Genomic DNA, 22,878 nt, shown 5'->3' with positions numbered 1-22,878 from the left:
CGCTAAAGTGCTTAGGGTTGCGCTTTAGCGGGTTTTTTTGTCATAGTGCTGTTTGAATAGTAACCAGAAAAACGACTGAACATGTTTGTAGAAGTGCAGTGGGGCATATCGTGGTTCTTAACGTATGAGTGATAACGAAAGTCATAGCAGTATGCATCGGGTCGTCATTGTCGGTGGTGGTACGGCTGGGTGGCTTGCAGCAGGGATACTTGCCGCAAAACTAAGCGCGAATCACACCGTTACCTTGATAGAGTCACCCAACATCCCTTCTTTAGGAGTGGGCGAAGGCTCTTGGCCGTCACTGCGCGATACCCTTCTTGATATTGGTATTAGTGAAACGGAATTCTTAACGCTGTGTCATGGCGCTTTCAAGCAAGGCTCCAGCTTTGTTAATTGGCGTAAAGGCGGGCACTGCTATTATCATCCATTTACCGTTCCAACAGGCTACAACGAGCTCGATATTTATACATGTTGGAAATCAATCGCACCAAACACATCGTACGAAGATGTGTTTTCGTTACAAGCCGCCATGTGTGCCGCAGGCAAGGCGCCAAAGCAAATTGCTACGCCGGACTACGCCCATGTGCTCAATTACGGTTACCATTTCGACGCCACAAAGCTTGCTGAGCTGTTAAAAAATCATTGCGTAGACAAGTTAAATGTCGCTCATGTCGTTGGTCATGTTGACAGTGTTCACTCTCATCAAAACGGGGATATTGAAAGCGTATCAACAAAGGACGGGGAAAAAATAGTTGGCGATCTATTTATCGACTGCTCTGGCAGCAGGGGCTTGCTTATCAAGGAACACTTTACTATTCCCTGGGTACCGGTTAAGCGCACAATGCTCAACGATCGCGCCGTTGCGCTTCAAGTGCCTTATTCAAACGAAGATGCTGAAATAAAAAGTACCACAGTGGCCACTGCACAAACCTGTGGGTGGACGTGGGATATTGCGTTGCAGCACCGCCGAGGTGTAGGCCTAGTTTACTCTTCTCAATTCACAGATGAAGATCAAGCAAAGCAGGTGCTGATTGACTATGTTCGTGAACGTTACCCTAGTGCACAAGATGCAGAGCTTTCTTTTCGTACACTCTCCTTTGAGCCTGGCTATAGATCACAGTTTTGGGTAAAAAACTGTTTGAGCTTAGGTATGTCTTCGGGGTTTGTTGAACCGCTTGAAGCATCAGCCATTGCCATGGTCGAGCTTGGCTTACGTATGCTCTGTGAGGCTTTTCCGCAAAACAAAGCACACATGGAAATAGTCAGTAAGCGCTACAACTCGCGCTTTGCATATCGCTGGCAGCGCGTTATCGACTTTCTAAAACTACATTATGCTTTAAGCGATAGAGAAGAGCCGTATTGGTTAGCGCAAAGAGATAAGGCGTCCATACCCGATTCCCTCGCTGAATTGCTTGAACTGTGGAAGTATCAAAGCCCTTCACGTTTAGATCTTATCGAGAACGAAGAGATTTTCCCCTCTGCTAGCTATCAGTATGTACTGTATGGAATGGGCTTTTCTTCTTCTACATCGCCTTTACGGCTAAATGAAGAGCATAAGCGTAAAGCAGTTCACATTCGCGAAACCTTACAACAAACTAAAAACGCTTATCTGCAGGGATTGCCGTCTAACAGAGTTTTGCTCAATGATATTGCAAAGCGCTACAACAATGAAAAACAACACGTGCCCTCGCTTGTTCAACGTGAAAAGAACAAACACGCTTCAGCTTCGAGTTGTAATGACATAAAAAATACTTCAGATAAAAAGGACGCCTCTTATGACCGTATCGGGTTTAGATAGCAGTAAAAATCAAACGCCCGTTAAGAACGTTGTTATTGCGGGTGGCGGTACTGCGGGATGGATGGCGGCCACAGCGCTGTCACGGCTTTTGGGTAAGTCAATAAACGTTACGTTAGTCGAGTCGAAAGATATTGGTATTGTAGGTGTGGGCGAGGCGACTATTCCGCCTATTAGAACATTTCACAAGTTGCTTGGCATTGACGAAAAAGCATTTATGCGTGCCACACAAGCCACGTTCAAACTGGGTATTGAGTTTGAAAATTGGCGTGAACAAGGTCACAGCTATATTCATTCTTTTGGTATAACCGGAAGAGAGTGTTGGGCTGGCGAGTTTCACCATTTTTGGCTGAGGGCTAAAGAATACGGATTTGGTGGTGAATTTGGTGATTATTGCCCGGAACTTATTGCCGCTAAACAGAGCAAGTTCGCCACATCAGAAGCCATGCCGCTTAACTTTGCCTATCATTTTGATGCTGTTGCCTACGGTCGATTTTTAAAGTCTCTAGCGTGTGATGCTGGGGTAACTCACAAGGAAGGAGATATAGAAGAGGTCGTAGTATGCCCGCAATCAGGCAACATCCAGTCCCTTCGATTAGCAAGCGATGAAGTCATAGATGGCGACTTTTTCATAGACTGTACAGGCTTTAAAGGACTGCTTATTGAACAAGCCCTTCACACCGGTTACGACGATTGGCGACACTATCTTTTTTGCGATAGTGCGGTGGCCATGCAAACTGAGCTTACTGCCCCACCCGTGCCATACACCAAAAGTGTGGCACACCAGGCCGGTTGGCGCTGGCAAATACCTCTTCAAGAACGAATGGGTAATGGATTGGTATTTTGTAGCCGATTTATGAGCGATGAAGACGCCATCAATACACTTAAATCGCAGGTGACAGGCGCGCCCATTAATGAGCCGAGAGTGATTCGTTTTACTCCTGGAAAACGCAGGCGCGGTTGGAATAAAAACTGCGTAGCGCTAGGGCTATCCAGTGGCTTTATTGAGCCTTTAGAGTCGACCAGTATCCATCTAATCATGACTGGCCTCATACGCTTAATGCGCCTATTTCCTTTTGATGGCATCACCCAAAGCGCAATCGACGAATACAATAATAAGTTTGATAGCGAAATGTCGGCCATACTCGATTTTATTGTTATGCATTACAAGGTGACACAGCGCGAGGACAGCCCCTTTTGGCAGCAGTGTCAACGCATGGACATTCCGTCTTCTCTTAAACATAAATTGGATTTGTTTGCTGAATCTGGCCGTGTATTTTTAGATGACGGAGATATTTTCCGTGTTGATTCCTGGACCCAGGTATTAATGGGCCAAGGCATGACACCTAGCCAGTATCATCGTGTTGCCGATGAAATGAGTGAACAGTCACTTAAGCAGTTTATGGCAGGATTAAAGCAGCAGGTGGATAATCACGTAGCTAAACTCCCCTCGCATGAGGCCTTCTTAACACAGTATCTGAAATGAGTTATTAGAAGCGTTAGATGTTGGCGGCAGGTAGCGCGTCAACAGTGACTCAATCAGCTCGTAACTGACGAGCTACCAAACGCCCTACAGAAGTATCAAACCCAGCTAGAAAGCTGGGTTTGGTGTTAATTATTGAATGAGTTTGAGTCTGCTTTTAATTACTCAATATTCTGAATTTGCTCGCGCATCTGCTCAATCAGGACTTTAAGTTCAACCGCCGATTGTGTGATGTCGGTGCTGATAGACTTTGAGCCTAACGTGTTTGATTCGCGGTTAAACTCCTGCATCATGAAATCAAGACGGCGGCCTACTGCTCCACCCTTTTTAAGGATATTACGGGTTTCCTTAACGTGAGCATTCAGACGATCTAACTCTTCTGCTACGTCTACTTTTTGCGCCAGCATGATCATTTCTTGTTCAAAACGGCCTGCATCAAGTTCAACCTTTGCTTCTTCAAAGCGGGTTTGCACTTTTTCTCGCTGCCACACCATGATTTCAGGCATACGCGCGGCTACTTTTTCAGCTTCCACTTCTATAGCGTCAAGGCGCTGCGTAATCATACCTTTAAGGGCTTCACCTTCGGTAGCGCGGGCACTGATAAAATCGTTAAGAGCTTGGTCGAACGCGGCCATTACGTCAGCGTGGATGGCGTCCATATCGGCTTCTTCCGCTGCAATTACCCCAGGCCAGCGCAAAACGTCTAGTGGGTTAACCCCCGTGGATTGGCCATGGGATTGCACCCAGTCAGCGGCGTGAAGCACTTGCTTAGCCAACTCTTCATTTAAGCTTAGCTTAGTTACAGCAGCATCGTTGGCAGTAAAACGCAGCGCACATTCCACCTTACCTCGGGCTAGCTTTTTACGGAATCGTTCACGTAAAACCGGCTCCAATGAGCGAAACTGTTCCGGCAGGCGAAAGTAAGTTTCTAAAAAGCGTTGGTTGACCGAGCGTATTTCCCACACGGCTGAGCCCCACTCTTTTTTGGTTTCTACGCGTGCAAACGCTGTCATGCTGTAAATCATAAATATCCTTTAAATTTAACTGAAAGCCTGCAAAAACAACCCGAACGTCGTGTTGTATACGTGAATATCTACAGCAGGTTTTCTTGTATTTTGTATATTAGCGCACATTTACGTAATTCAATAAGCAAACATGTAAAGTTCGTTTTTAACGGCCGCGGGTATTGCGTTATACTTAGGCGCAATTTCGTAGCTACATCGAATTTATAGGTTTTGACCGCGAATTGGGCTTTCTATTCACATATCGCCAATAAAACCTGTAAAACGCTACCCTTTTTTAAGCACTTACGTTGTGGAGAACACTATGCGTCCAAGCGGCAGAACCGCCAGTCAAATTCGCCCTGTTACAATTACTCGCCAATACACTTGTCACGCAGAAGGCTCTGTTCTTGTAGAGTTTGGTAACACTAAGGTGTTGTGTAATGCGACGGTAGAAGAAGGTGTGCCACGCTTTATGAAGGGCCAAGGGAAAGGCTGGATTACAGCTGAGTACAGCATGCTTCCACGTGCTACTCATACGCGAAGCGGCCGTGAAGCGGCGCGCGGTAAACAAGGCGGCCGCACGTTAGAGATCCAGCGTCTAATTGCGCGTTCACTACGCGCAGCGGTAGATTTAAAACTTCTGGGCGAAAACACCATTACGTTAGACTGCGACGTTATTCAGGCCGACGGCGGTACGCGTACAGCGTCAATTACCGGTGCGTGTGTAGCTCTTGTTGATGCACTTACTTACATGCGTGCAAAAGGCATTATCAAAACTAACCCGCTTAAACATATGATTGCCGCCCTTTCAGTAGGTATTTACGAAGGTACGCCAATCGCTGACCTTGAGTACACCGAAGACTCTGAGGCAGAAACAGATATGAACATTGTAATGACCGAAACCGGCAAGCTGATTGAAGTTCAAGGTACTGCAGAGGGCGAACCGTTCTCGTTTGAAGAGCTTGACGAGATGCTGAAAATTGGTAAGCACGGTTTACGTGAATTGTTCGACATTCAAAAAGCGGCGCTAGCGTAAGCGAGTCATCGACACGTAGTTAGAACCAACGCGTAAATTAGAAATTAAGAGGTCATCATGAAAGCGTTTCAGCGTGATTTTATTGAGTTTGCCATTGAACGTGGCGTACTTAAATTTGGCGAATTCACTTTAAAGTCAGGCCGCGTTAGCCCGTACTTTTTCAATGCCGGTTTGTTTAATCGCGGTGGCGATTTGGCTAAGTTGGGGCGTTTTTACGCTGATGCGTTAATGGACACAGGCGTTGCGTTCGATGTACTTTTTGGTCCAGCCTATAAGGGCATTCCTATTGCGACAACAACAGCCGTTGCATTGGCCGATAGCCACAAGCTTGATGTCCCTTATTGCTTCAACCGCAAAGAAGCGAAAACCCACGGTGAAGGCGGCAATCTAGTTGGCAGCCCACTAGAAGGTAAGGTTATGCTGGTGGATGACGTGATCACTGCGGGTACGGCTATTCGCGAATCGATGACCTTAATCGAGCAACAGCAGGCTAGCTTGTCTGGCGTGCTGATTGCGCTAGACAGACAAGAGCGCGGTAATGGCGAACTGTCAGCTATTCAAGAGGTCGAGCGCGACTTTGGCACTCAGGTTATCTCTATTGTATCGCTTGCCGATGTCGTGGCTTATCTGACCGAGAAAGGCGGGTTTGATAGCGAAATCAGCGCCATTAACACCTATCGTGAAAATTATGGCATCTGATTTTGACAGCGCATTTAGCGCGGCTAGTCAGCATTTAGATGCGCTAGGATTGCGTTGCCCAGAGCCAGTAATGATGGTGCGTCTGAATATTCGAAAGCTGGCCGATGGGGAAACTTTATCGGTCACGGCTGACGATCCCTCAACGGCCAGAGATATTCCTAGCTTTTGCCGCTTTATGGACCACACGCTGGTTGCGTCTCAAACCGAGACCATGCCTTACCAATACGTTATTAAGAAAGGGCGCGCTTGAGCGCCTTTTTTTGTTACTGTTTCTATTCGCGGCCGCTAGCAGCCTGCAATAAAAGTTGCTTCAAAACCTGCTTGCTTCGCGAACAGGTACAGTGAATATCTGTCATGTGTAGCACTTCACCATTAAGCATTTTTTGAAGTACAGAAGCTCTAACGTTTAATGAGACAAAGCCGTCTTCGCTTGAAATTTGTTTCGACGCCATAACTATCTCCTTTTATCTAAAGTATTTAATGCACGGCCACAGAAGCGAGTCGTTTGCTTGCTTGGGGGACATAGGTTTGCTCAAGGGTATGCTGAATGGCCGCGATTAGCCTGCATATAGAAGGATTGGTGGCATGCAGGGGTAATATGGCAATAAGCTGTTGCTGACATTCTTGTAAAATAGCGTGAGATTCTCGCTTCCTATGTTCTTCGGCAAGCAGAGAAGATAAGTACATTCCCATAGTGGAAAAAGCGAGTACGTCTTCTTGAACTACACTGACTTTCTGCAAAGAGGTAGGCTGAAGCGCATTAAGGATAACCTTTGCGGCCTCAAAGGTTTGATAGCCTAACTCTCTCGCATAATCCAATCTGCCCTGTTGATGGGCTTGCTGCGTCTGCGCTTGCATAGCATAGCGATGCTGTCGCGCGTTTGAAGGGTTTAGCTGTAGCCACTTTTTGTAAACTGGGCATAGCCGCTGAACATTCATATAAGCACCTCCTGTTTTTTATTACATTAGTGCAAATAAGAATCATTATCAAATGTAAAGTTCAAAAAATCTATTGGGTTGATTTGATATTTACGTTGTCGTGAACCAACGGCATCGTTTGTCTCGCCTATTAAGTGCTTTGAGTCACTAGTACAGGCGAGCTTATTAGCTGATTAAATTTGAAAGCCACCATAAAAGAAGCACCGCAACTGTGATAGCAATAACCGCTTTCATTTTGTAGCGCTTAATGAGCTGCTCAGCTTTGTCTCCTGTGTAATAAACCACGGCTGCGAGTCCGAAATAGCGAATTGAACGTGCAATAACAGTAGCTAAAAGAAAAAGCGGAAGTGAGTATTGGGTTGCACCTGCTGCAAGCATCGCAACCTGAAAAGGAATAGGGGCAATACCTAAGGTCATTACGAACCAAAAACCTTGGTTTTGCATCTGCTGTTTTACATTGTCGAATTGCTCTTGGCTAAAAAAAGTATCTATAAGCCACTGACCAACCATATCGAAAAGATAATAGCCAAGAGCATAGCCGAAGACTGCGCCAATCACGCAGCCTATGGTGGCCATCAATGCAATTTGCCAAAGCGACTCTCGTCTTGCTTGCATTAGTGGCACCATTACGGCTTCTAGTGGTATGGGAACAATGGTTGATTCTAAAAATGAGGCAAGAGTGATGCCCTTTAACATATGCTTAGAATCGACAAGTTTTTTGGTTTTGTGCTTAACCTTTTTACCTAGTTCCATGTAATCCCTACCACTTTATTTTCTCTACTGCTTGTAAACAACTCCGTCTTTCATCACAAAAGACACGCTTTCCATAAGCGATATATCGTCAAGCGGGTTGCCTTGAACCGCAACAATATCAGCCAACTTACCCTCTTCCAGCGTGCCAAGAATATCGCTGATACCTAGTAAATTCGCGCTATTCACGGTGGCACTTAGCAGCGCGTCGGCAGGCTTCATACCAGCTTCAACCATTAATGAAAACTCTTGCGCATTGTCGCCGTGGGCTGATACACCACTGTCTGTACCAAAAGCAATTTTTACGCCTGCTTTATGCGCTTGTTTAAACGTATTTTGGATAAGCGGGCCGATAGCGGCAGCTTTCGGGCGCACCAATTCCGGAAAGAAGCCATCAATTTTGGCTTTGTCTGCTACAAACTTTCCTGCCAGTATTGTTGGTACATAGTAGGTGCCGTGCTTCTTCATTAATTTGCGGATTTCGTCATCCATATAAGTGCCGTGTTCGATAGAATCTACACCGGCTTCAATAGCCCGCTTCATTCCCTCTTTCCCATGCGCGTGCACCGCCACTGTCATACCGTAGTCTTTTGCCGTTTCAACAATTGCTTCTAATTCATCGGTCATGAATTGTGGGTTTTGGCCGCTTTTAGCTACGCTCAATACGCCGCCGGTTGCGGTGATCTTGATTAAGTCCGCACCATCTTGGTAACGAGTTCTTACTGCTTCACGGGCTTCAGCTTCGCCATTAACCACACCTTGCTTAGGGCCTACGTCTGGGCGAAGTAAATGAGATAAGCCATTACTTGGATCGGCGTGCCCGCCTGTAGTGGCAATAGATTTGGCAACGGTATAGATTCGCGGACCTGTAGCATAGCCTTTACTAATAGCGTTCCTTAGCGCAACGGTTTCGTTGTAGCCATCCCCTAAGTTGCGAACTGTGGTGAAGCCCGAATCTAACGTAATCTTAGCGTAGTTCGCTGCCCGTAATGCATAGTCGGCTTCATTTAGTGAAAAGCGCTCCAGATACGTTTGTGGACCACCATGTTGAGAAGACAAATGAACATGCATGTCCATCAGACCTGGCATAACGGTTGACGTCTTCAAGTCGATGACAGTATCGCCTTCTTGGGCTTCAGCAAACCCCTTTTTTACCGCTTTGATCATGTTGTCTTCAACAACAATAGTCACATTTTCCTGAAGAGAGTTTGATGTGCCAGTAAACACTTTTCCTGCATGAATCAGCGTGTCGGCTACAGTGGAAAAGGGCGATGAGAGTAAGGCACTGGCAACAGCCAGCGTAATCAGAGGCTTTTTCATGATATAGGTCTTCTTGTTGATTGTTTTATAGACTATATCGAATGTAATGCAGTCAGAGGTATAACGCAAAACAAAGCGCTGTTAACGGTGCTTTATTGAAGATGAATTACGTTTTGATATGTTCGAAGAGACAGAAGCAACAAAGTAGGCTAGTTGCTTACTTCACCTAAAATAAAGGTGATGCCGTTTGACTGAATACTAAATTGCGTGCCGGCTTCATCCGGTTTTTCATCAGCTTGTTCAAGCAGTTGATAATAGGCATTTTGATGTAGTCTTGCCCACAAGTTTCTGCGAACGCATAGGTAGGGAATGGGCGTTGCCTCTGGATCTTGTATGGCTTTAGGCGGAACGCGAAGTTCGAGCTGATCAGCACGCTCTAACCTTACAATGTCGCCTGTTTGTGTGGTAAACACATAGGTGCTGTCACTTGCTGATTCACCCTGTTCTCTATGCCATTGAGTTACAAGAAAAGGTGTGTCTTCAACGGTAATGCCTACTTTCTCTACGGGAGTAACTAAGAAGTACTTTTCACCTTCCCGCTTTAACACCGAAGCAAAAAGCTGAACCAAGCTTGCACGCCCAATAGGACTGCCTTCATAAAACCATCTTCCATCAAGCGCTATAGTTAGATTAATGTCACCGCAAAAATCGGGGTTCCATTGTTCAACAGGAGGTAAAGGGCGCGCTTTTGACGACGTGCCCTTAAGCTGCTGCTGAAATCTAGTTAGATCCACGCTCTTCAACCAATACTTTCAGTTCGCGTAGCTTTGCCTTTATGCGACGCATGTTATCTGGGCCAGTACGAAGAAGTTGTTTCTGTGGCTCGTTTAAACTCTCTAGACGATCATCAGCATACTTGTAGGCGACCGAGTCGGTATAAACCTCTACAGGAACCGGCACTTCAGGTGTATCAAGAAGCTGATCAATCGCTTCTAGCAATACGCTGTTGAAGTCTTGGTCAGGGCTTCCAATTTCGGCGTACTTCGCCTGAATGTCGTCTTTATAAATACCGTATATGTTAAGCAGTGCTTCGTTATTGAATGACTCCAATATATCTACGTATGGTGTATAACGTTTATAGCTTGCTGCATCAATCCATTGCTTGCCTGCTTGAGAGTATACGCGGAAGTTCTGCTCAGGTGGCGTTAGTAACTGGTGATTAGGCGCCATTTCATCATTTGCTAGATTCGTAACCGACACCACAAAGCGTTGAATTAGACCTTCATCAACCAGCATGCGGTTAACGGTTTCTTCGCTCGCAGACGAACTCTCAATAAGTGAAGCTTTCACCGCAGGATCGCTGGTATCCAGAGGTTCCGGTTCTGGTTCAACTGGCTCTGGAAGCGGCTCAACCTCGTCTTTTTCCTCAAGCTCTACTGTTGGGGCTGGCTGAGTAGGCTCAAATACTTCAGGCTCTTCTGGCGTAGTCACTTCAGGTTCAGTCACTTCGGGCTCAGGCGTAACTACTGGCTCAGGCTCATCGTCGCTGGGCCAAAACACAACAGCCAGAATAACAACAAGAAGGATGCCTACAATGATAAAGTGTGGGCCTAACGATTTCTTTTCCGACGATTCGCTCATAATGACTCCGCTACAAAACTATCCTTTTGGTAATACTACCAGAGATAACACCCAAATTTAGAAAATCAATCAAGGGAAATGTTCCCTTAGATTGTAAATTCCTTATTTTGAACACTTTTTAACGTAAAAAAGTCACTTTCCGATTTCTTTTTATACAAATTTAGTGGAAAACCCTCATTTTTTCTTCTCATTCACATTCGATATTATGTAAATGCAAAAATTATTTTTAAACAAATGTTTAACAAATTGGGTTTGTGTACTAATGTGTTGATTAGTCATTGAAAAGCAAATGCTAGCTCGTTGTTATCTATAATAATTAGTGAATATTTCGAGCCTCACGACCCCGTTTCAACTTAAATGTGCCCTTATAGGATAATTAGCGTGAGTAAGTTTAGACAGTATCACCCTAAATTACACCGAGCAGTAAAACGCTACAGTGTTATGCAGCATCTAATCATGCTGGGAGTAATGCTTTATCTCCTTTTAAATATCAATAACTTGTCAACTAAGCATCAGATCATTGCTGTAGCGACTGTCATTGTTATGAGTATACAAAATGGCTTTATACTGTCTAAAGCGAAAGTCGCTTTAGCTGTTGAAGGCCCTAGGTTGCTGGTATTTCCATTACTATGGATTGCTTCTGGAATGGGAACGGCGGCGTTCCTATACAGTGCCTGCTCTCTTGCATCCTTACTGGTGTTGGCAAATGCAGTACGGTTTAAAAACCATCGACCTCCGCTAGATCTATCTAATGAACCTGAGCACCTTGCCTAACGTATATATTCTGCTTTTTCGCCCTAGCTTCCGTCATTAAATAAGAATATAGGGCGTGCAAGGTGCATACTTGATTCATGAGGTAGAAAAATGCAGAAGTTCTATTTTCGAGATATTGAAGAGTCGCCTACCGCGATAGATTATCTGGAAGTTCAGTCGTATGAGATGAATGTTTACCTGGTTTATCTCACTATCGGCAGTCAAAGTGGCATGCTTTACGACAACAAAGATAAGCCCATGCGTTTTTTTAGTGCCGGCCACATTCGCGAAGCCTTTGCGCATTGTCATGTTCAGCAGGCGGTAATGAAGCACGATACCCCTTACGATGAAATGATTGGCAACCCGCCAAAAAGTAAAGAGCAGATGGCGTTACCGTTCAGTATGGATTTGCCTTACTAGACTGTTGTACGAACGCTGTAAGCTTTTTTAAGTGGGTTCTATTAAGTATCGTAAGGTCGCAGCGTAACGTTTTTACAGTAAAACATGGCCCAGCAACGCAAAACCGATATAAACGAAATATAAGCTACGTAATAAGTAGTTTCTTACTCGCTTAACACACCAACGAAGTGCAGGTTATAGATTCAGCCATGTGCCTGCAGCCTTTCGCATATCTACTTTAGCTTTCAATCGTTTAGCCAACAGAAATAAGCCACCTAGTTTCCTGTGTATAAACAGAGCATCTACTGGCGGCGTATGCCAAAAATTGTGCTCCATAGTCAGCGCCATTCCCTTTTCGTGAAGCCTTGCAATAAGATCGCTTTGTCCAAAGTCATAAGCGCCCTCGCAGCGAATCGCTTCACACGCCTCCATACCAATGTTTATGACGGCGTCGACTTGCGCTTGAGAGTGGCTTTCGTCAATTAATCCTATGCGAAACGCGGCTTGCTGCATCATCGCTCTATCGTTGGCTGCGGCGCTGTTGAGTAACGCTTGATACTGGGCTGAAATGGCGTCAGGCACATCCCGTGTAGCACCAAAATCTAACAGAACGATTTCTTTTGTATCGGGTTTAAACTGGTAGTTGGCTAAGTTAGGGTCGCTCTGCAGCAGCTTAAAATGAAAAATTTCATTAAAAAATAAAGTCATTAGCGCCGTCATCACGGCATCTCGGACGTCCTGAGGCTCGTTTAATAGCGCATCTAAGTCTTGCGCCTCTATGAAATCCATCGCTAACACGGTACTGGTGGTAAGGGGAGCAAAGGTTTGCGGAATGACAAACGCATTACTCCCCCTGTTTTGGATGTCGGTGCTTTCAACCAACGCGCGATAACGGTTGAGCATGTCAGCTTCTCGCACATAATCAGCTTCTTGGTGAAGCTGAGCTTTAGCCTCTTGTAAAAGCGGGTTGATATCTAATGATTTGGGTACCAAGCCAGTAAGTTTTATAAGTGTAGCTACGTTGTCTACATCGCTATCTATGCTTTTTTTCACACCAGGATACTGCACTTTTACTGCTAACATCCGACCGTCCATCGTAATGACTTTATGCACCTGACCAATAGAGGCCGCAGCTATAGGGGCAAAGGAAAAGTAAAGTAAGTCATCTTGCCATTTTTCGCCCCAAGACTGATTCAACGTGGCAATTAACTGGTCTTTTGGCATCGGGTCAGCGTCGTCCCGTAATCGCCCTAAAATTACCGCGAGCTCTTCGGGGAGAAAATCTCCTGCATCCATTGAAATAAGCTGCCCGAGCTTCATAGCTGCACCACGCATACTGGCAAGCTGATCTGCAATGTTTGAAATGTTTTTGGGCGTTAAGAGCAGCGAAGACAACGCGGGCTTCTCGCCCTTTAAAAGTTGTCCTGCACCTTGTGATACTACGTTACCTGCAATTCTACCTGCCAATGAGCCCAAGCGGCCTATGCGCGATAAACGCGACGATGGTACCGCTCTACTAGAACGGGTTGGTGATTCAGCGTATTTATTGGGCTTCTCTGCCATAGGCTCACTCAGTTTTATTAAGGGCAAAGGGTAACGTTTGGTTTTTTATTGGCTAAACATAACCTAAAAAAGTAACTGGAGTTTATAAATTATACTGTGGGACAAAACGTCTGGATCGGGTTTCCAGCCAAAAGTCATTGAGGACCTGTTGACCATTGCTGTACATCAAAGATCAACAGGACTTAATGTTTAGGAAGTGAGGCTGCTAACAGGGCAATCAACGGATAAGACAGCTGTTTAAACAGAAGTCTGATTTAAAAGCCGCGTTTAGATTGCCCATAATATACTTAAAAGAAATGTGTACTTGCCGTTCCTAGTCGCTTAGCGCTTTCTTACTAGGCGAGTTGCATAAGGCAATTGTAAAAACACTGTGTGCTAGATTATCTGTGAAATAAATTGAATCACTAGTCCAACAACGCTTCCATAAGCAAACCCAGCCCAGCCACTTGTCGCTCTATAACGCCAAAGTGCTGCACCAAAAAAGCCACACCAAAGCATGGCAGAATAGGTGGAAACAAGGCCGCCGCCCATCCCTGTATCTGGCAAAAACAGCATGACGACAAAGGTTAGCGCCATTGCGCCACTTAACAGCACCCACATGATATTTTTCTTATCAGCGAACGCATTGTTTTGTTTGACGTTCTTTGCATCGGCATCTTGCGTTTGCTGTGCATTTTCTGCTTGAACAGCGCACTGAGCTGCTTTAGATGCACGTAGTTTTCGTGCACTACGCTCACTTCTTGATTGGGGTTTCTTGACCTGTGAAGGCAACGGTGATGCAGCGCTATGGGTCATGATGTACCTCATTAACTGAATTTAGTAACTGTTTGTCCATAGTTAAGGTAGAGCATGCATGCCTAGATGACTATACGACTTCGGTCTCACACGACAATTAGAAAACGTGTTTTAGATTTTCCCTATTCGAATGCGGCGCTCGAATTAGAGGGGGCAAAGGCTGAGGTAGGCATACATTATCTTCAAGAACACCGTGAAGCACGCAAACAAAAAAGCCCACCCGCAATCACTGCCGTTTGACAAGGAATGCGGGTGGGCTTTCACAAACTTATACCGTTAGGTATTAGTGATGGTCGCTATTTTGGCTTTTGAAGCTTACTTCCAGCAAATTTACGCTATCAGCAAAGGTCAGGGTTTTGATATCACCCTTGCCTTCTACATTTAGCGTATTCACCTGTTTCGGCCACAAGTCACGCAATGCATCGTGGCGAATCTTAATGCCTTCAAGTACAGGCGGCTCAGCAGTTTCCTGATAAACCCAAAAGTGCTTACCTTCAACTTCAAAGCCAACATCAGCAAGCTTTAATGGCTCGCCTGCTGCATTTAAAATTGCAAAGTGGTGGGCGACGTAATCAGCGAATTGTTGCTGCGTTTCTATGTCGTCCATAATATCTGCGTGCTTGTCAAACAGCGCCTTAACCGCGTGTTCAGCATCGTGCAAATTAAAGCGGTGCATCACCTCAATATTTTCTGTTCTAGGATTGAACAGTACCGTGGTAATTGCTGCTTTTATTTGATGCGCTTGGGCTGCAGTGCTGTACGACATTGCGCTAACTAATAGCGCAGCCGTAATTGCGAATGCACTTACGCTTGCGAGCAGAGCATGAGCGCTCTGCTGCAAGCGAGCCAAAGACAACTTATTCGTCATCTTTGTCCTCGTCGTCGGTTTTCAGTTCGGTCTTTGAGTCGTGCATAAGGTCGCGGTACTCGTAAGTGTTACGCGGCTTATTCTTATACGCTTCAATACGCGAAGGAATGATACGACGCGGGTAGTGGTTATTTTCCACATCTACGTCTGCGGTTTCCCAGTGCGGATCAACGGTTACGCTTACCAGCTCTTTGTCTTTGTCGGTAACAATAAGCTTGCTTACGGCTTTAGGTGTACGACGCCAGATTTCCGCAGGAATACGCATTTCTTCTTTCGTGCCGTCTTCAAACGTTAGTTCAAGAATGATTGGCATCACCAACCCACCCTTGTTGCTGAAATCTAGCACGTAGTAGTTTTTGTCTTCTTTCACCGCACGCTCAAACGCTTTACGCTCCCAAGGCTCAAGATCTTTCAAGAATTTCTTGTACTTGTTGCGCTCTTTGTTAGTTACGGTGTAACGATCGTTTTCGTCGTAGAAGTCACTGATATCTTCAAAGCGATCTACCCAAAGTTTTTTGCCTTCTTCTTTATTACGAAGGTCGGTAAGTGACTTCGGTTTCTCCATTTCTGCTTCACGTTCGCGAGCAAAATCGATATCTGGATTTTCAGTGTCTAAACGAAGCTTATATACGCTGTCTAGGCTAATATCCACATGGTCTGTGGTGTAAAACCAACCACGCCAGAACCAGTCTAGATCAACGCCTGACGCTTCTTCCATAGTGCGGAAGAAATCTGATGGTGTAGGACGTTTAAACATCCAACGCTGCGCGTATTCTTTAAACGCGAAGTCAAACAGCTCACGGCCAAGAATAGTTTCGCGAAGAATATTCAGCGCTACAGCTGGCTTGGTGTAAGCATTTGGGCCAAGGCGAAGGACTGAGTCAGACTGGGTCATAATTGGCACCTGCGTCTGAGACTTCATGTAGCCTGTGATATCACGTGGCTCTACGCCCCAAGGGATCGTAGGATCCCACTCACGACCGGCAACGCCGTCTAGGAAGCTGTTAAGACCTTCATCCATCCATGTCCACTGGCGCTCGTCAGAGTTAACCGTCATAGGGAAATAGATATGACCTACTTCGTGAATAACTACGCCAATAAGGAAGCGTTTTTCAGCAAGCGAGTACGTGCGTGAACCATCGTCACGAAGCTCTGTACGCGGGCCGTTGAAGGTGATCATGGGGTATTCCATGCCGCCAACTGGACCATTTACTGATTGGGCTACTGGGTATGGGTAATCGAAGCTAAAGCGGCTATAAACATCCATGGTGTGGATGATTGATTCTGTAGAATACTTCTGCCATAGCTCGCCACCTTCTTTCGGGTAGAAAGACATAGCCATTACCAATGGTTGAGTGTCACCGCCTTGCTGATAACCACGCGCATCCCACGCAAATTTACGCGAAGAGGCCCATGCAAAGTCACGTACGTTTTCTGCCTTAAAGGTCCAGGTTTTAAGCTTAGTCGTGCCTTCTTTTTCGTTCTCAATTGCTTCTTCTGGTGAAACAATGAATACGATACGGTCAGCTTTTTCTGCCTTTTTCAGACGGTCGCGCTGTGTTTTAGTTAACACGTCTTTCGGGTTTTGAAGCACACCCGTTGACGATACGATGTGGTCAGCCGGAACCGTAATATCTACTTCGTAGTTACCGAACTCTAGCGTGAACTCGCCACGGCCAATAAACTCTTTATTGGTCCATGCTTCGTAGTCGGTGTAAGCCGCTAGACGAGGGAACCACTGTGCTAGCAAGAAGATGTCGTTACCGCCTTCACGTTCGTCATCTGGGAAATGCTCGTAACCTGCACGTGCTGAAACAGCGTCTTCTTCAACAATGTTAAACGCAAAATCGATATCAAACGTAACTTTGCTGCCTGGCTTCAACGGTTGAGCCAAGTCAACACGCATTAAGGTGCCAACTACTGTGTGACGTAAGTCATTGCCCGCTTTGTCTTCAACACGAGAAATGGTATAGCCCAGCTCGTTGTCGTCAACAAACTGCTGACGGCGCAATGCACCCATGCTTAGCTTAGCTGGCGCATCGCCGCTAGCAGCTTGCGTACCCGGCCCGCGGTTACCGATACCGCCAAACGTGGTAGTAAGCGCAGACATTGAATCGTCGCGGAATTTGTTTTGGTCAAGCTGGATCCACAAGTACTTAAGCGTATCTGGCGCGTTGTTGTGGTAAGTAATGGTTTCGCTTGCTTCAATGCGGCGTTTGTCTTCAAGTAGCTTTACGTCAATATCGTAATCTACTTGTTGTTGCCAATATTGGTGGCCTGGCTCACCAGCGGCGTTACGGTATACGTTTGGAGTAGGAAGAACTTCGTCCAGCTGACGGAATTTATCTTCGAAATCGCCTTTAGTTTGTTTAATAGCGGCGGTACTAGGAAGAGAAATCAGCATAGACAACACTGGCGCTAGCCAGAAAAAGTGTCGTTTTGCGGTGCTCATGCAGGTTCCTTGCAACTTGTAAGTTAGAATTGTTATAAGATAACACCGCCTAGTATATAAGTATGCCTGTCACAATCCAATTTTTTGACCGTAAACTAACCATGTTTTAACGCAAAAAAACTGTAACAGATCGTTTTGTTTCGCGCTTTAACTGTCGTATTCTTAAGCTCTTGTTTTCTTTTTTCTTCCCCCTATGAACCGTTTTAATTGGCAACGTGCCGTTATAAAAGTTGGCAGTGCGCTTATTGCTCCTGAAGGCAATGAGTGTAGTGGGCGTTATTTACTGTCTCTTGCTCGATTTATTACTGCTAGTCGCGAAGCTGGCAAAGAGATTATTCTTGTCTCTTCTGGCAGTGTTGCCGCGGGCCGCAGCAAAGTGAAGGTTCGTCACAACGCATCTATTGCAGAAAAACAAGCCATGGCTGCGATTGGCCAGAATTTAATGATGGCCAACTGGCAGCGCTTTTTCGACTTTCCCTGTGCACAAGTATTGTTAACGGCGGATGATCTACGCGATAGAACCCGCTACGTAAATATTAAAAATACCTTGCGCGAAATTTTGAATCACAATGCGTTACCTATTGTGAATGAAAACGACACCGTAGCTGTCAACGAACTCAAAGTGGGTGATAACGATAACTTGGGTGCTTACACTGCCCTGGTCGCCCAAGCAGACACCCTCATTATCTGCTCAGATATCGACGGTTTATTTACCGCAGACCCAAGAAAAGACGCCAGCGCCACACTCATTCCACAGGTAGATAAAATAGACAGCACTATTTACGGCCTTGCCGGCGGCGCTGGAACAGCGGTAGGAACTGGCGGCATGCGCACAAAAATTGAAGCGGCAGATAAGTGCACCAGTAGCGGTATTCAAACTCTTATTGTCAACGGGCGAAAAGGCGAAACCTTCGATGCATTACTTGAAGGTAAAGTGCCGGGAACCCTATTTAATGCTAGTAGCACTCCCGCCAGCGCGCGCAGACTGTGGCTTACCCATACTCTTAAAACCGCTGGCAGAATAGACGTTGATAGCGGTGCGAAAGAGGCGTTAGTGCGAAAAGGCGCGTCATTACTGCCATCGGGTATTGTTGATGTCGTCGGTTTGTTTGAACAAGGCGATGCTGTTGAAGTGGTGTGCCAAGGCGAAGTTATTGCCAAGGGGCTTTGCCTGTATAACGCAAAAGACTTAACGCTTATAAAAGGGAAAAAGTCGAAAGAAATTGCCAGTGTGTTAGGTTATGAAACAACAGATGTTGCCATTCACCGTGACGATATGGTGCTTTACTCATAGCGCTACTCAAAAGAATCGCTGCAATAGACTACCGCACATTAAACATTAATTGGCGTTAGTCGTTCATCGATTTCCATTATTTGCGCCAACAACAAAGCGATACATTTATTCACTAAGGGACGATCATGACTGATATCACACCTACACTTGCCGACTACCCTTACAAAGTCACTATCGCCACGCGTTGGCAAGACAATGATGCGTACGGACATATCAACAATGTTGTGTACTATGGTTTCTTTGATACCGCGGTAAACCGTTTTTTAATTGAAGAAGGTGGGCTAGATATACACAACGGGCAATCCGTGGCATACGTGGTAAGCAGTCAGTGTCAGTACATTGCTCCGGCAGCCTACCCTGAAGACATTTTTGTAGGCTTGCGCGTTATCAAAATTGGTAGAAGTTCAGTGACTTATGGTCTATCGGTTTATGCCGGAGAGAATAAGCGACGCGTGGCTCATGGCCAATTTGTGCATGTGTTTGTAGATAGAAAAACCGACAAGGCCATTCCTATTCCTGTTAATGTGAAAACAGCGTTAGAGTCGATTGTGGAAGTAATGTAGAGCATGGCAAAAATGACGAAACACAATGCATCACAAGCGATGAGCAACGGCAATCAAAAGCAGGTTGTCTTTCTAGACGCCGAAACCATGGATTTGCCCAGCCTTGATACCTCTTCACTCGATGACGTACAAAACAATTTCGGCGCAGGTATTACGCTTCATCAACAAACTCAAGCCGAAGATGTGGCCGAGCGCATTAAAAATGCCGATGCTGTGCTGGTTAACAAAGTCGTGCTACAAGCCAAAGATTTACAGCAGGCCAGTCAGCTTCGCTATATTGGTGTAACTGCGACCGGCATGAACAATATCGACCGTGATTACTGCGAACAGGCTGGTATTACCGTTCAAAATGTAGAGGGCTACGGCACTGATAGCGTTGCTCAACATACGTTGACCTTGGCGTTGAATTTGGCCACCAATTTTGTGACGTATCAGCGCGATATGCGCAACCAAGCATGGTCTGCATCTTCTCATTTCTGCTTACTCAATCATCCCGTGGTGGAATTGGCGGGTAAGCATGCGGTAATTGTTGGGCATGGCGAGCTTGGCAAGCGTGTAGAGGCATTGTTTAAGGCTATGGGTATGCAGGTGAGTATCGCTGCTCGCCCAGGTAAACAAGACGACCCTCGTCCAAGTCTTGCATCGCTTTTACCAAATGCCGATGTGGTAAGTCTTCATTGCCCGCTTACTGAAGCCACCGACAAGCTTATTAATGCCGATACATTGTCGCTGATGAAGCCAAGCGCTTTTCTCATTAATACGGCTCGCGGCGGCTTGATTGATGAGGAAGCACTCTATCATGCGCTTAAAAACAACCAAATTGGTGGCGCGGGATTAGATGTACTAAGTGTCGAGCCTCCGCCTGTTGATCATATATTGCTTAAAGAGGCACTACCTAACTTGCTGGTAACGCCGCATAATGCGTGGATTGGTAATGGCGCTAGGCAAAAACTGCTCGATAGTGCTATCGACCATTTATCTGCCCACTTATCTTCTTGTTTATGAGCTTCCCAGGGCTAGAACACCGCTATGAATAACGCAACCTTATTTGCTCTGTGCTGCCTGATTTGGGGCTCAACCTGGATAGCCATCACTTACCAAATAGGGCATACCTCTGAAACGTTTGCCATTGCGCTGCGTTATTTATTGGCGTCGGCCTGTTTAGGGATTTACTGTGTTATTAGGCGTTTGCCGCTTAAGCTACCGGTACATGTTCATGTGAAAATGGCCGCAGTCGGTCTCTTTTTATACAGCTTAAATTACACGCTGCTGTATATGGCGCAAGCGCACATAATTAGCGCGCTGTTAGCCCTTATGAGTTCTTGTATTATCTACATTAATGTTGTGCTTCGGCGATGGTGGCTTAAAGAGCCTATAAGAAAAGAAGTGGTTATAGGTGCTACATTTGGCTTGCTGGGCATTGTGTGTTTGTTTGTGCCGGAGTTTTCCAAAGTCTCCATGGATGCGGCGCTTGCTACCGGCCTCGCTATAGCGTTTGTCAGCTTTTTCTGCGCCTCAACAGGTAACGTTATCTCCGAGCGTATTTTGACCTCGGGTACGCCTGTTATCCAAATGAACTTCTATGCCATGAGCTATGCCATGGTGCTGCTTTTCATCACCTCACTGGCAATGCCGGGTAAGTTGGTCATTCCTACCCAACCCGAGTTCTATCTGTCGCTGCTTTATCTGGCTATCTTTGGCTCTGTGTTTGCGTTTGGCGCGTACATGAAACTGTTAAAGCAAATGGGCGCTGACAAGGCTGCATATGTGGTCTTGGTATACCCCATGGTTGCACTGGTTATTTCCACCTTTTTCGAAGGCTATACCTGGAGCGTTTTATCTGTGGTTGGGGTGGTCATTGTGCTGGTAGGCAACGCCATTGCAATGGGAAAAATTCCCCGCTTTATGCGTCGCCCACCGGTGTCGAGCTAGGAGCTGGTAAAACCGTTTATTTGAGCGCGTTGATTTTCTTATTCAGTTCGTAAGCAGGCTCGGTAACAATGGTTTCAAGGGTTTCGATTCGCGCCATCAAAGCTTCAATCTGCGCATCTTTTTCCTCTAAACGCTGCTGCTGTTTGTCGGTCACGCTTTTAACGAACGGGTTGCTGCACTCGCCGTTCATCCAGTCGTTTAGTCGCCACTGAAATTTTGCGTCTAAGTAGCTTGCCAAAAGCACAAGCGACGTCAGGCTGCCAATTAACAAAACTATACTTAACGTAGACATAATTTTTTCCTAATCCAAATTTCAAGGTTGAAGGCTTTTAGGGAAAATGCCCTAAACGCACGTTACTGCACTTACTGTTTTAACTAGTCGTTTGTTGCTTAAAAAAATTACAGCATTGACGAAAAAAGTTTGTAATAAAAATTCGTGGGGGCAGACTGATAGAAGTAACACAATAAAATAACAACAGTTTTTGTGATTAGGGATGTGACGTTGGGGCAGGGTTTTGAAGATGTTTTTGCGCAATACGGGGCAATATTGAGCCGTGTAGCCAACAGCTATGAAGCAAACGAAGCGATGCAGCAAGAATTATTGCAAGAAATTGCTATTGCCGTTTGGCAGGGGCTGTCTCGCTTTAAGGGCGATAGCAGCGTGAAAACCTATATTTTGAAGATAGCTCATAACCGCGCAGTTACTCACGTAGCAAATCAAGTGAAGCGTCTCGATACCCATCAATATGACAACGATGATTTGGGCTCTGACGGGTTCGCGAGTACTACCCACTCACCAGAGGAAATGTCTAGTCAACACCAGTCATTAGAACGCCTACTTCGCGCGGTACGGGCACTTCCATTGCAGTCAAGACAAGTGCTAACGCTTTCTCTTGAAGGCTTAAGTTACGATGAAATTGCAGACGTCTGTGGTCTGACTAAAAATCATGTTGGTGTGATATTAAAGCGCGCCAAGCAAAGTATCATGCAGGAGCAACCGCATGCATAATTCAGATAAAGAGAATCAAACGAACCCGCCCGTATCAGTAGACGATGCGCAGAATGATGGCCTTTCTGCGCTATGGCAAGCTCAGCCAGTTACGACTATCAACCTCTCGGAAGTAAAAGCCAGCCTAAGCAGTGAGCGAACCAAGCAACGCTGGTATATGTTGGTTGACTCCTTAGCGTTTATCCCAGCGATCTACTTGCTAGTTGTTACTTGGGAAAAGTTCACTTTTGTCGCCCACGCGATGTTTGTTTTTATGCTGGTCACGGCTCTTCCCCTACTTGTTTATCAGCTGTGGTTAAGAAGAGTGGCCGCATTTTCAAAAGACACTCAAACCGCTGACCACCTAACACAGCTAATAAAGCAAATTAAGAATAACGTGAAGATTGCTGTAATCACTAAACACTCGACATGGACTGCAGTGTTATTTGGATGTGCCTTTCTGGTGGAGCGCTATTTTTATGGGGAGCTTACCCCAGAGAAAGTTATGAAGATGGCTATAGTTATGACGTCCATGAGCGTTGTGATGCTAGTGTGGTATGTGTGGGCGAGCAAAAGACAAAAGCGTTTTGAGCGTCAACTCGAAACGCTTGAGAAGATGGCACAGCAGCGTTAAGGGCGCATGAGTGCAAAAGTACGATGTTTT

At 45.7% G+C, this 22,878-nt stretch carries 25 protein-coding genes; 13 read left to right on the top strand and 12 right to left on the bottom strand.

Features of this window, described 5'->3' with window-relative positions; genetic code table 11:
- The first annotated feature begins 124 nt into the window (after window positions 1-124).
- Both BZA03_RS19075 and BZA03_RS19070 read left to right on the top strand, forming a co-directional pair.
- Complete coding sequence (locus tag BZA03_RS19075; RefSeq protein WP_110289594.1) at window positions 125-1,798, top strand: tryptophan halogenase family protein; 1,674 nt, start codon at window positions 125-127, stop codon at window positions 1,796-1,798.
- Window positions 1,776-3,281, top strand: coding sequence for a tryptophan halogenase family protein (locus BZA03_RS19070; RefSeq protein ID WP_110289593.1), 1,506 nt, complete (start codon window positions 1,776-1,778; stop codon window positions 3,279-3,281). Before BZA03_RS19075 ends, BZA03_RS19070 begins: the two co-directional genes overlap by 23 nt.
- A gap of 158 nt (window positions 3,282-3,439) precedes the next feature.
- Here BZA03_RS19070 and BZA03_RS19065 read toward each other — a convergent pair whose 3' ends face one another.
- Entirely contained in the window at window positions 3,440-4,303 is an 864-nt protein-coding gene (locus tag BZA03_RS19065; protein ID WP_014977829.1) for a YicC/YloC family endoribonuclease, read from the bottom strand.
- A gap of 301 nt (window positions 4,304-4,604) precedes the next feature.
- Between BZA03_RS19065 and rph the strand changes: the two genes are divergently transcribed.
- Genes rph through tusA form a run of 3 tightly spaced genes read left to right on the top strand, consistent with a single transcriptional unit; the run spans window position 4,605 to window position 6,267 of the window.
- Window positions 4,605-5,318, top strand: coding sequence for a ribonuclease PH (gene rph, locus BZA03_RS19060; RefSeq protein ID WP_014951432.1), 714 nt, complete (start codon window positions 4,605-4,607; stop codon window positions 5,316-5,318).
- A gap of 57 nt (window positions 5,319-5,375) precedes the next feature.
- Window positions 5,376-6,017, top strand: a complete 642-nt coding sequence (gene pyrE, locus BZA03_RS19055; RefSeq protein WP_110289592.1) for an orotate phosphoribosyltransferase — start codon at window positions 5,376-5,378, stop codon at window positions 6,015-6,017.
- On the top strand, window positions 6,007-6,267 hold the full coding sequence (gene tusA, locus BZA03_RS19050) for a sulfurtransferase TusA (protein WP_014951430.1): 261 nt from the start codon (window positions 6,007-6,009) through the stop codon (window positions 6,265-6,267). The genes pyrE and tusA overlap by 11 nt, the downstream gene beginning before the upstream one ends.
- 22 nt (window positions 6,268-6,289) lie before the next feature.
- On the opposite strand, the gene BZA03_RS19045 is transcribed toward tusA, so the two are convergent.
- The 6 genes from BZA03_RS19045 to BZA03_RS19020 form a co-directional block, all read right to left on the bottom strand.
- Window positions 6,290-6,469, bottom strand: a complete 180-nt coding sequence (locus BZA03_RS19045) for a hypothetical protein (RefSeq protein WP_014951429.1) — start codon at window positions 6,467-6,469, stop codon at window positions 6,290-6,292.
- A 25-nt stretch (window positions 6,470-6,494) separates the two neighbouring features.
- Window positions 6,495-6,956 carry a hypothetical protein gene (locus BZA03_RS19040; RefSeq protein ID WP_014951428.1) on the bottom strand — a complete coding sequence of 154 codons (462 nt, stop codon included), beginning with the start codon at window positions 6,954-6,956 and terminating at the stop codon, window positions 6,495-6,497.
- A gap of 165 nt (window positions 6,957-7,121) precedes the next feature.
- Window positions 7,122-7,709, bottom strand: coding sequence for a YqaA family protein (locus BZA03_RS19035; protein ID WP_110289591.1), 588 nt, complete (start codon window positions 7,707-7,709; stop codon window positions 7,122-7,124).
- A gap of 24 nt (window positions 7,710-7,733) precedes the next feature.
- Entirely contained in the window at window positions 7,734-9,026 is a 1,293-nt protein-coding gene (locus tag BZA03_RS19030) for an amidohydrolase family protein (protein ID WP_110289590.1), read from the bottom strand.
- A 149-nt stretch (window positions 9,027-9,175) separates the two neighbouring features.
- Window positions 9,176-9,760, bottom strand: coding sequence for a DUF1285 domain-containing protein (locus BZA03_RS19025; protein WP_061486859.1), 585 nt, complete (start codon window positions 9,758-9,760; stop codon window positions 9,176-9,178).
- Complete coding sequence (locus tag BZA03_RS19020) at window positions 9,747-10,607, bottom strand: DUF3014 domain-containing protein (RefSeq protein ID WP_110289589.1); 861 nt, start codon at window positions 10,605-10,607, stop codon at window positions 9,747-9,749. The genes BZA03_RS19025 and BZA03_RS19020 overlap by 14 nt, the downstream gene beginning before the upstream one ends.
- A gap of 381 nt (window positions 10,608-10,988) precedes the next feature.
- Here BZA03_RS19020 and BZA03_RS19015 point away from each other — a divergent pair, with 381 nt between their 5' ends.
- Window positions 10,989-11,381, top strand: coding sequence for a hypothetical protein (locus BZA03_RS19015; RefSeq protein WP_014951423.1), 393 nt, complete (start codon window positions 10,989-10,991; stop codon window positions 11,379-11,381).
- A gap of 90 nt (window positions 11,382-11,471) precedes the next feature.
- Window positions 11,472-11,780: a DUF6482 family protein gene (locus tag BZA03_RS19010; RefSeq protein ID WP_014951422.1), complete on the top strand. Its 309-nt coding sequence runs from the start codon at window positions 11,472-11,474 to the stop codon at window positions 11,778-11,780.
- 174 nt (window positions 11,781-11,954) lie between these two features.
- On the opposite strand, the gene BZA03_RS19005 is transcribed toward BZA03_RS19010, so the two are convergent.
- The 4 genes from BZA03_RS19005 to BZA03_RS18990 form a co-directional block, all read right to left on the bottom strand.
- Entirely contained in the window at window positions 11,955-13,322 is a 1,368-nt protein-coding gene (locus BZA03_RS19005) for an AarF/ABC1/UbiB kinase family protein (RefSeq protein ID WP_110289588.1), read from the bottom strand.
- Window positions 13,323-13,697: 375 nt separating this feature from the next.
- The gene (locus BZA03_RS19000) at window positions 13,698-14,117 is read right to left on the bottom strand and encodes a hypothetical protein (RefSeq protein WP_014977822.1); all 420 of its coding nucleotides are present in this window, start codon (window positions 14,115-14,117) and stop codon (window positions 13,698-13,700) included.
- A 283-nt stretch (window positions 14,118-14,400) separates the two neighbouring features.
- Window positions 14,401-14,985, bottom strand: coding sequence for a DUF6702 family protein (locus BZA03_RS18995; RefSeq protein ID WP_014977821.1), 585 nt, complete (start codon window positions 14,983-14,985; stop codon window positions 14,401-14,403).
- Window positions 14,975-17,437 carry a M1 family aminopeptidase gene (locus BZA03_RS18990; RefSeq protein WP_110289587.1) on the bottom strand — a complete coding sequence of 821 codons (2,463 nt, stop codon included), beginning with the start codon at window positions 17,435-17,437 and terminating at the stop codon, window positions 14,975-14,977. The genes BZA03_RS18995 and BZA03_RS18990 overlap by 11 nt, the downstream gene beginning before the upstream one ends.
- 193 nt (window positions 17,438-17,630) lie before the next feature.
- On the opposite strand from BZA03_RS18990, the gene proB reads away from it, so the two are divergent.
- The 4 genes from proB to BZA03_RS18970 all read left to right on the top strand — a co-directional run bounded on the left by proB (window position 17,631) and on the right by BZA03_RS18970 (window position 21,226).
- Window positions 17,631-18,731 carry a glutamate 5-kinase gene (gene proB / locus BZA03_RS18985; protein WP_014951417.1) on the top strand — a complete coding sequence of 367 codons (1,101 nt, stop codon included), beginning with the start codon at window positions 17,631-17,633 and terminating at the stop codon, window positions 18,729-18,731.
- Window positions 18,732-18,856: 125 nt separating this feature from the next.
- Entirely contained in the window at window positions 18,857-19,294 is a 438-nt protein-coding gene (locus BZA03_RS18980; RefSeq protein WP_014951416.1) for a thioesterase family protein, read from the top strand.
- 3 nt (window positions 19,295-19,297) lie between these two features.
- Entirely contained in the window at window positions 19,298-20,299 is a 1,002-nt protein-coding gene (locus BZA03_RS18975; protein ID WP_110289586.1) for a D-2-hydroxyacid dehydrogenase, read from the top strand.
- Between the two features lie 24 nt (window positions 20,300-20,323).
- Complete coding sequence (locus BZA03_RS18970; protein ID WP_049586437.1) at window positions 20,324-21,226, top strand: DMT family transporter; 903 nt, start codon at window positions 20,324-20,326, stop codon at window positions 21,224-21,226.
- A 16-nt stretch (window positions 21,227-21,242) separates the two neighbouring features.
- On the opposite strand, the gene BZA03_RS18965 is transcribed toward BZA03_RS18970, so the two are convergent.
- Window positions 21,243-21,518, bottom strand: a complete 276-nt coding sequence (locus BZA03_RS18965) for a hypothetical protein (protein ID WP_014951413.1) — start codon at window positions 21,516-21,518, stop codon at window positions 21,243-21,245.
- A 210-nt stretch (window positions 21,519-21,728) separates the two neighbouring features.
- Here BZA03_RS18965 and BZA03_RS18960 point away from each other — a divergent pair, with 210 nt between their 5' ends.
- Window positions 21,729-22,235 (top strand): RNA polymerase sigma factor, encoded by a 507-nt coding sequence (locus BZA03_RS18960; RefSeq protein ID WP_110289585.1) that lies wholly within the window; start codon window positions 21,729-21,731, stop codon window positions 22,233-22,235.
- The gene (locus BZA03_RS18955) at window positions 22,228-22,848 is read left to right on the top strand and encodes a hypothetical protein (protein WP_110289584.1); all 621 of its coding nucleotides are present in this window, start codon (window positions 22,228-22,230) and stop codon (window positions 22,846-22,848) included. The genes BZA03_RS18960 and BZA03_RS18955 overlap by 8 nt, the downstream gene beginning before the upstream one ends.
- The last annotated feature ends 30 nt before the right edge of the window (window positions 22,849-22,878 follow it).

Origin of the sequence: Alteromonas sp. I10 (assembly GCF_003201515.1) — a bacterium.
Classification (GTDB): Bacteria; Pseudomonadota; Gammaproteobacteria; order Enterobacterales; family Alteromonadaceae; genus Alteromonas; species Alteromonas macleodii.
This window is presented reverse-complemented; position numbering and strand designations above follow the sequence as displayed.

What these genes read in the sequence shown, in the direction of transcription:
- BZA03_RS19010 (WP_014951422.1), top strand. Translation starts at nt 11,472, where the DNA reads ATGCAGAAGTTCTATTTTCGAGATATTGAAGAGTCGCCTACCGCGATA.
- BZA03_RS19040 (WP_014951428.1), bottom strand. Translation starts at nt 6,956, where the DNA reads ATGAATGTTCAGCGGCTATGCCCAGTTTACAAAAAGTGGCTACAGCTA.
- BZA03_RS19045 (WP_014951429.1), bottom strand. Translation starts at nt 6,469, where the DNA reads ATGGCGTCGAAACAAATTTCAAGCGAAGACGGCTTTGTCTCATTAAAC.
- rph (WP_014951432.1), top strand. Translation starts at nt 4,605, where the DNA reads ATGCGTCCAAGCGGCAGAACCGCCAGTCAAATTCGCCCTGTTACAATT.
- BZA03_RS18995 (WP_014977821.1), bottom strand. Translation starts at nt 14,985, where the DNA reads ATGACGAATAAGTTGTCTTTGGCTCGCTTGCAGCAGAGCGCTCATGCT.
- BZA03_RS18955 (WP_110289584.1), top strand. Translation starts at nt 22,228, where the DNA reads ATGCATAATTCAGATAAAGAGAATCAAACGAACCCGCCCGTATCAGTA.
- BZA03_RS19005 (WP_110289588.1), bottom strand. Translation starts at nt 13,322, where the DNA reads ATGGCAGAGAAGCCCAATAAATACGCTGAATCACCAACCCGTTCTAGT.
- proB (WP_014951417.1), top strand. Translation starts at nt 17,631, where the DNA reads ATGAACCGTTTTAATTGGCAACGTGCCGTTATAAAAGTTGGCAGTGCG.
- BZA03_RS19070 (WP_110289593.1), top strand. Translation starts at nt 1,776, where the DNA reads ATGACCGTATCGGGTTTAGATAGCAGTAAAAATCAAACGCCCGTTAAG.
- BZA03_RS18980 (WP_014951416.1), top strand. Translation starts at nt 18,857, where the DNA reads ATGACTGATATCACACCTACACTTGCCGACTACCCTTACAAAGTCACT.
- BZA03_RS19075 (WP_110289594.1), top strand. Translation starts at nt 125, where the DNA reads ATGAGTGATAACGAAAGTCATAGCAGTATGCATCGGGTCGTCATTGTC.
- BZA03_RS18970 (WP_049586437.1), top strand. Translation starts at nt 20,324, where the DNA reads ATGAATAACGCAACCTTATTTGCTCTGTGCTGCCTGATTTGGGGCTCA.
- BZA03_RS18990 (WP_110289587.1), bottom strand. Translation starts at nt 17,437, where the DNA reads ATGAGCACCGCAAAACGACACTTTTTCTGGCTAGCGCCAGTGTTGTCT.
- BZA03_RS19035 (WP_110289591.1), bottom strand. Translation starts at nt 7,709, where the DNA reads ATGGAACTAGGTAAAAAGGTTAAGCACAAAACCAAAAAACTTGTCGAT.
- BZA03_RS18965 (WP_014951413.1), bottom strand. Translation starts at nt 21,518, where the DNA reads ATGTCTACGTTAAGTATAGTTTTGTTAATTGGCAGCCTGACGTCGCTT.
- BZA03_RS19065 (WP_014977829.1), bottom strand. Translation starts at nt 4,303, where the DNA reads ATGATTTACAGCATGACAGCGTTTGCACGCGTAGAAACCAAAAAAGAG.
- BZA03_RS19030 (WP_110289590.1), bottom strand. Translation starts at nt 9,026, where the DNA reads ATGAAAAAGCCTCTGATTACGCTGGCTGTTGCCAGTGCCTTACTCTCA.
- tusA (WP_014951430.1), top strand. Translation starts at nt 6,007, where the DNA reads ATGGCATCTGATTTTGACAGCGCATTTAGCGCGGCTAGTCAGCATTTA.
- BZA03_RS19000 (WP_014977822.1), bottom strand. Translation starts at nt 14,117, where the DNA reads ATGACCCATAGCGCTGCATCACCGTTGCCTTCACAGGTCAAGAAACCC.
- pyrE (WP_110289592.1), top strand. Translation starts at nt 5,376, where the DNA reads ATGAAAGCGTTTCAGCGTGATTTTATTGAGTTTGCCATTGAACGTGGC.
- BZA03_RS19020 (WP_110289589.1), bottom strand. Translation starts at nt 10,607, where the DNA reads ATGAGCGAATCGTCGGAAAAGAAATCGTTAGGCCCACACTTTATCATT.
- BZA03_RS18975 (WP_110289586.1), top strand. Translation starts at nt 19,298, where the DNA reads ATGGCAAAAATGACGAAACACAATGCATCACAAGCGATGAGCAACGGC.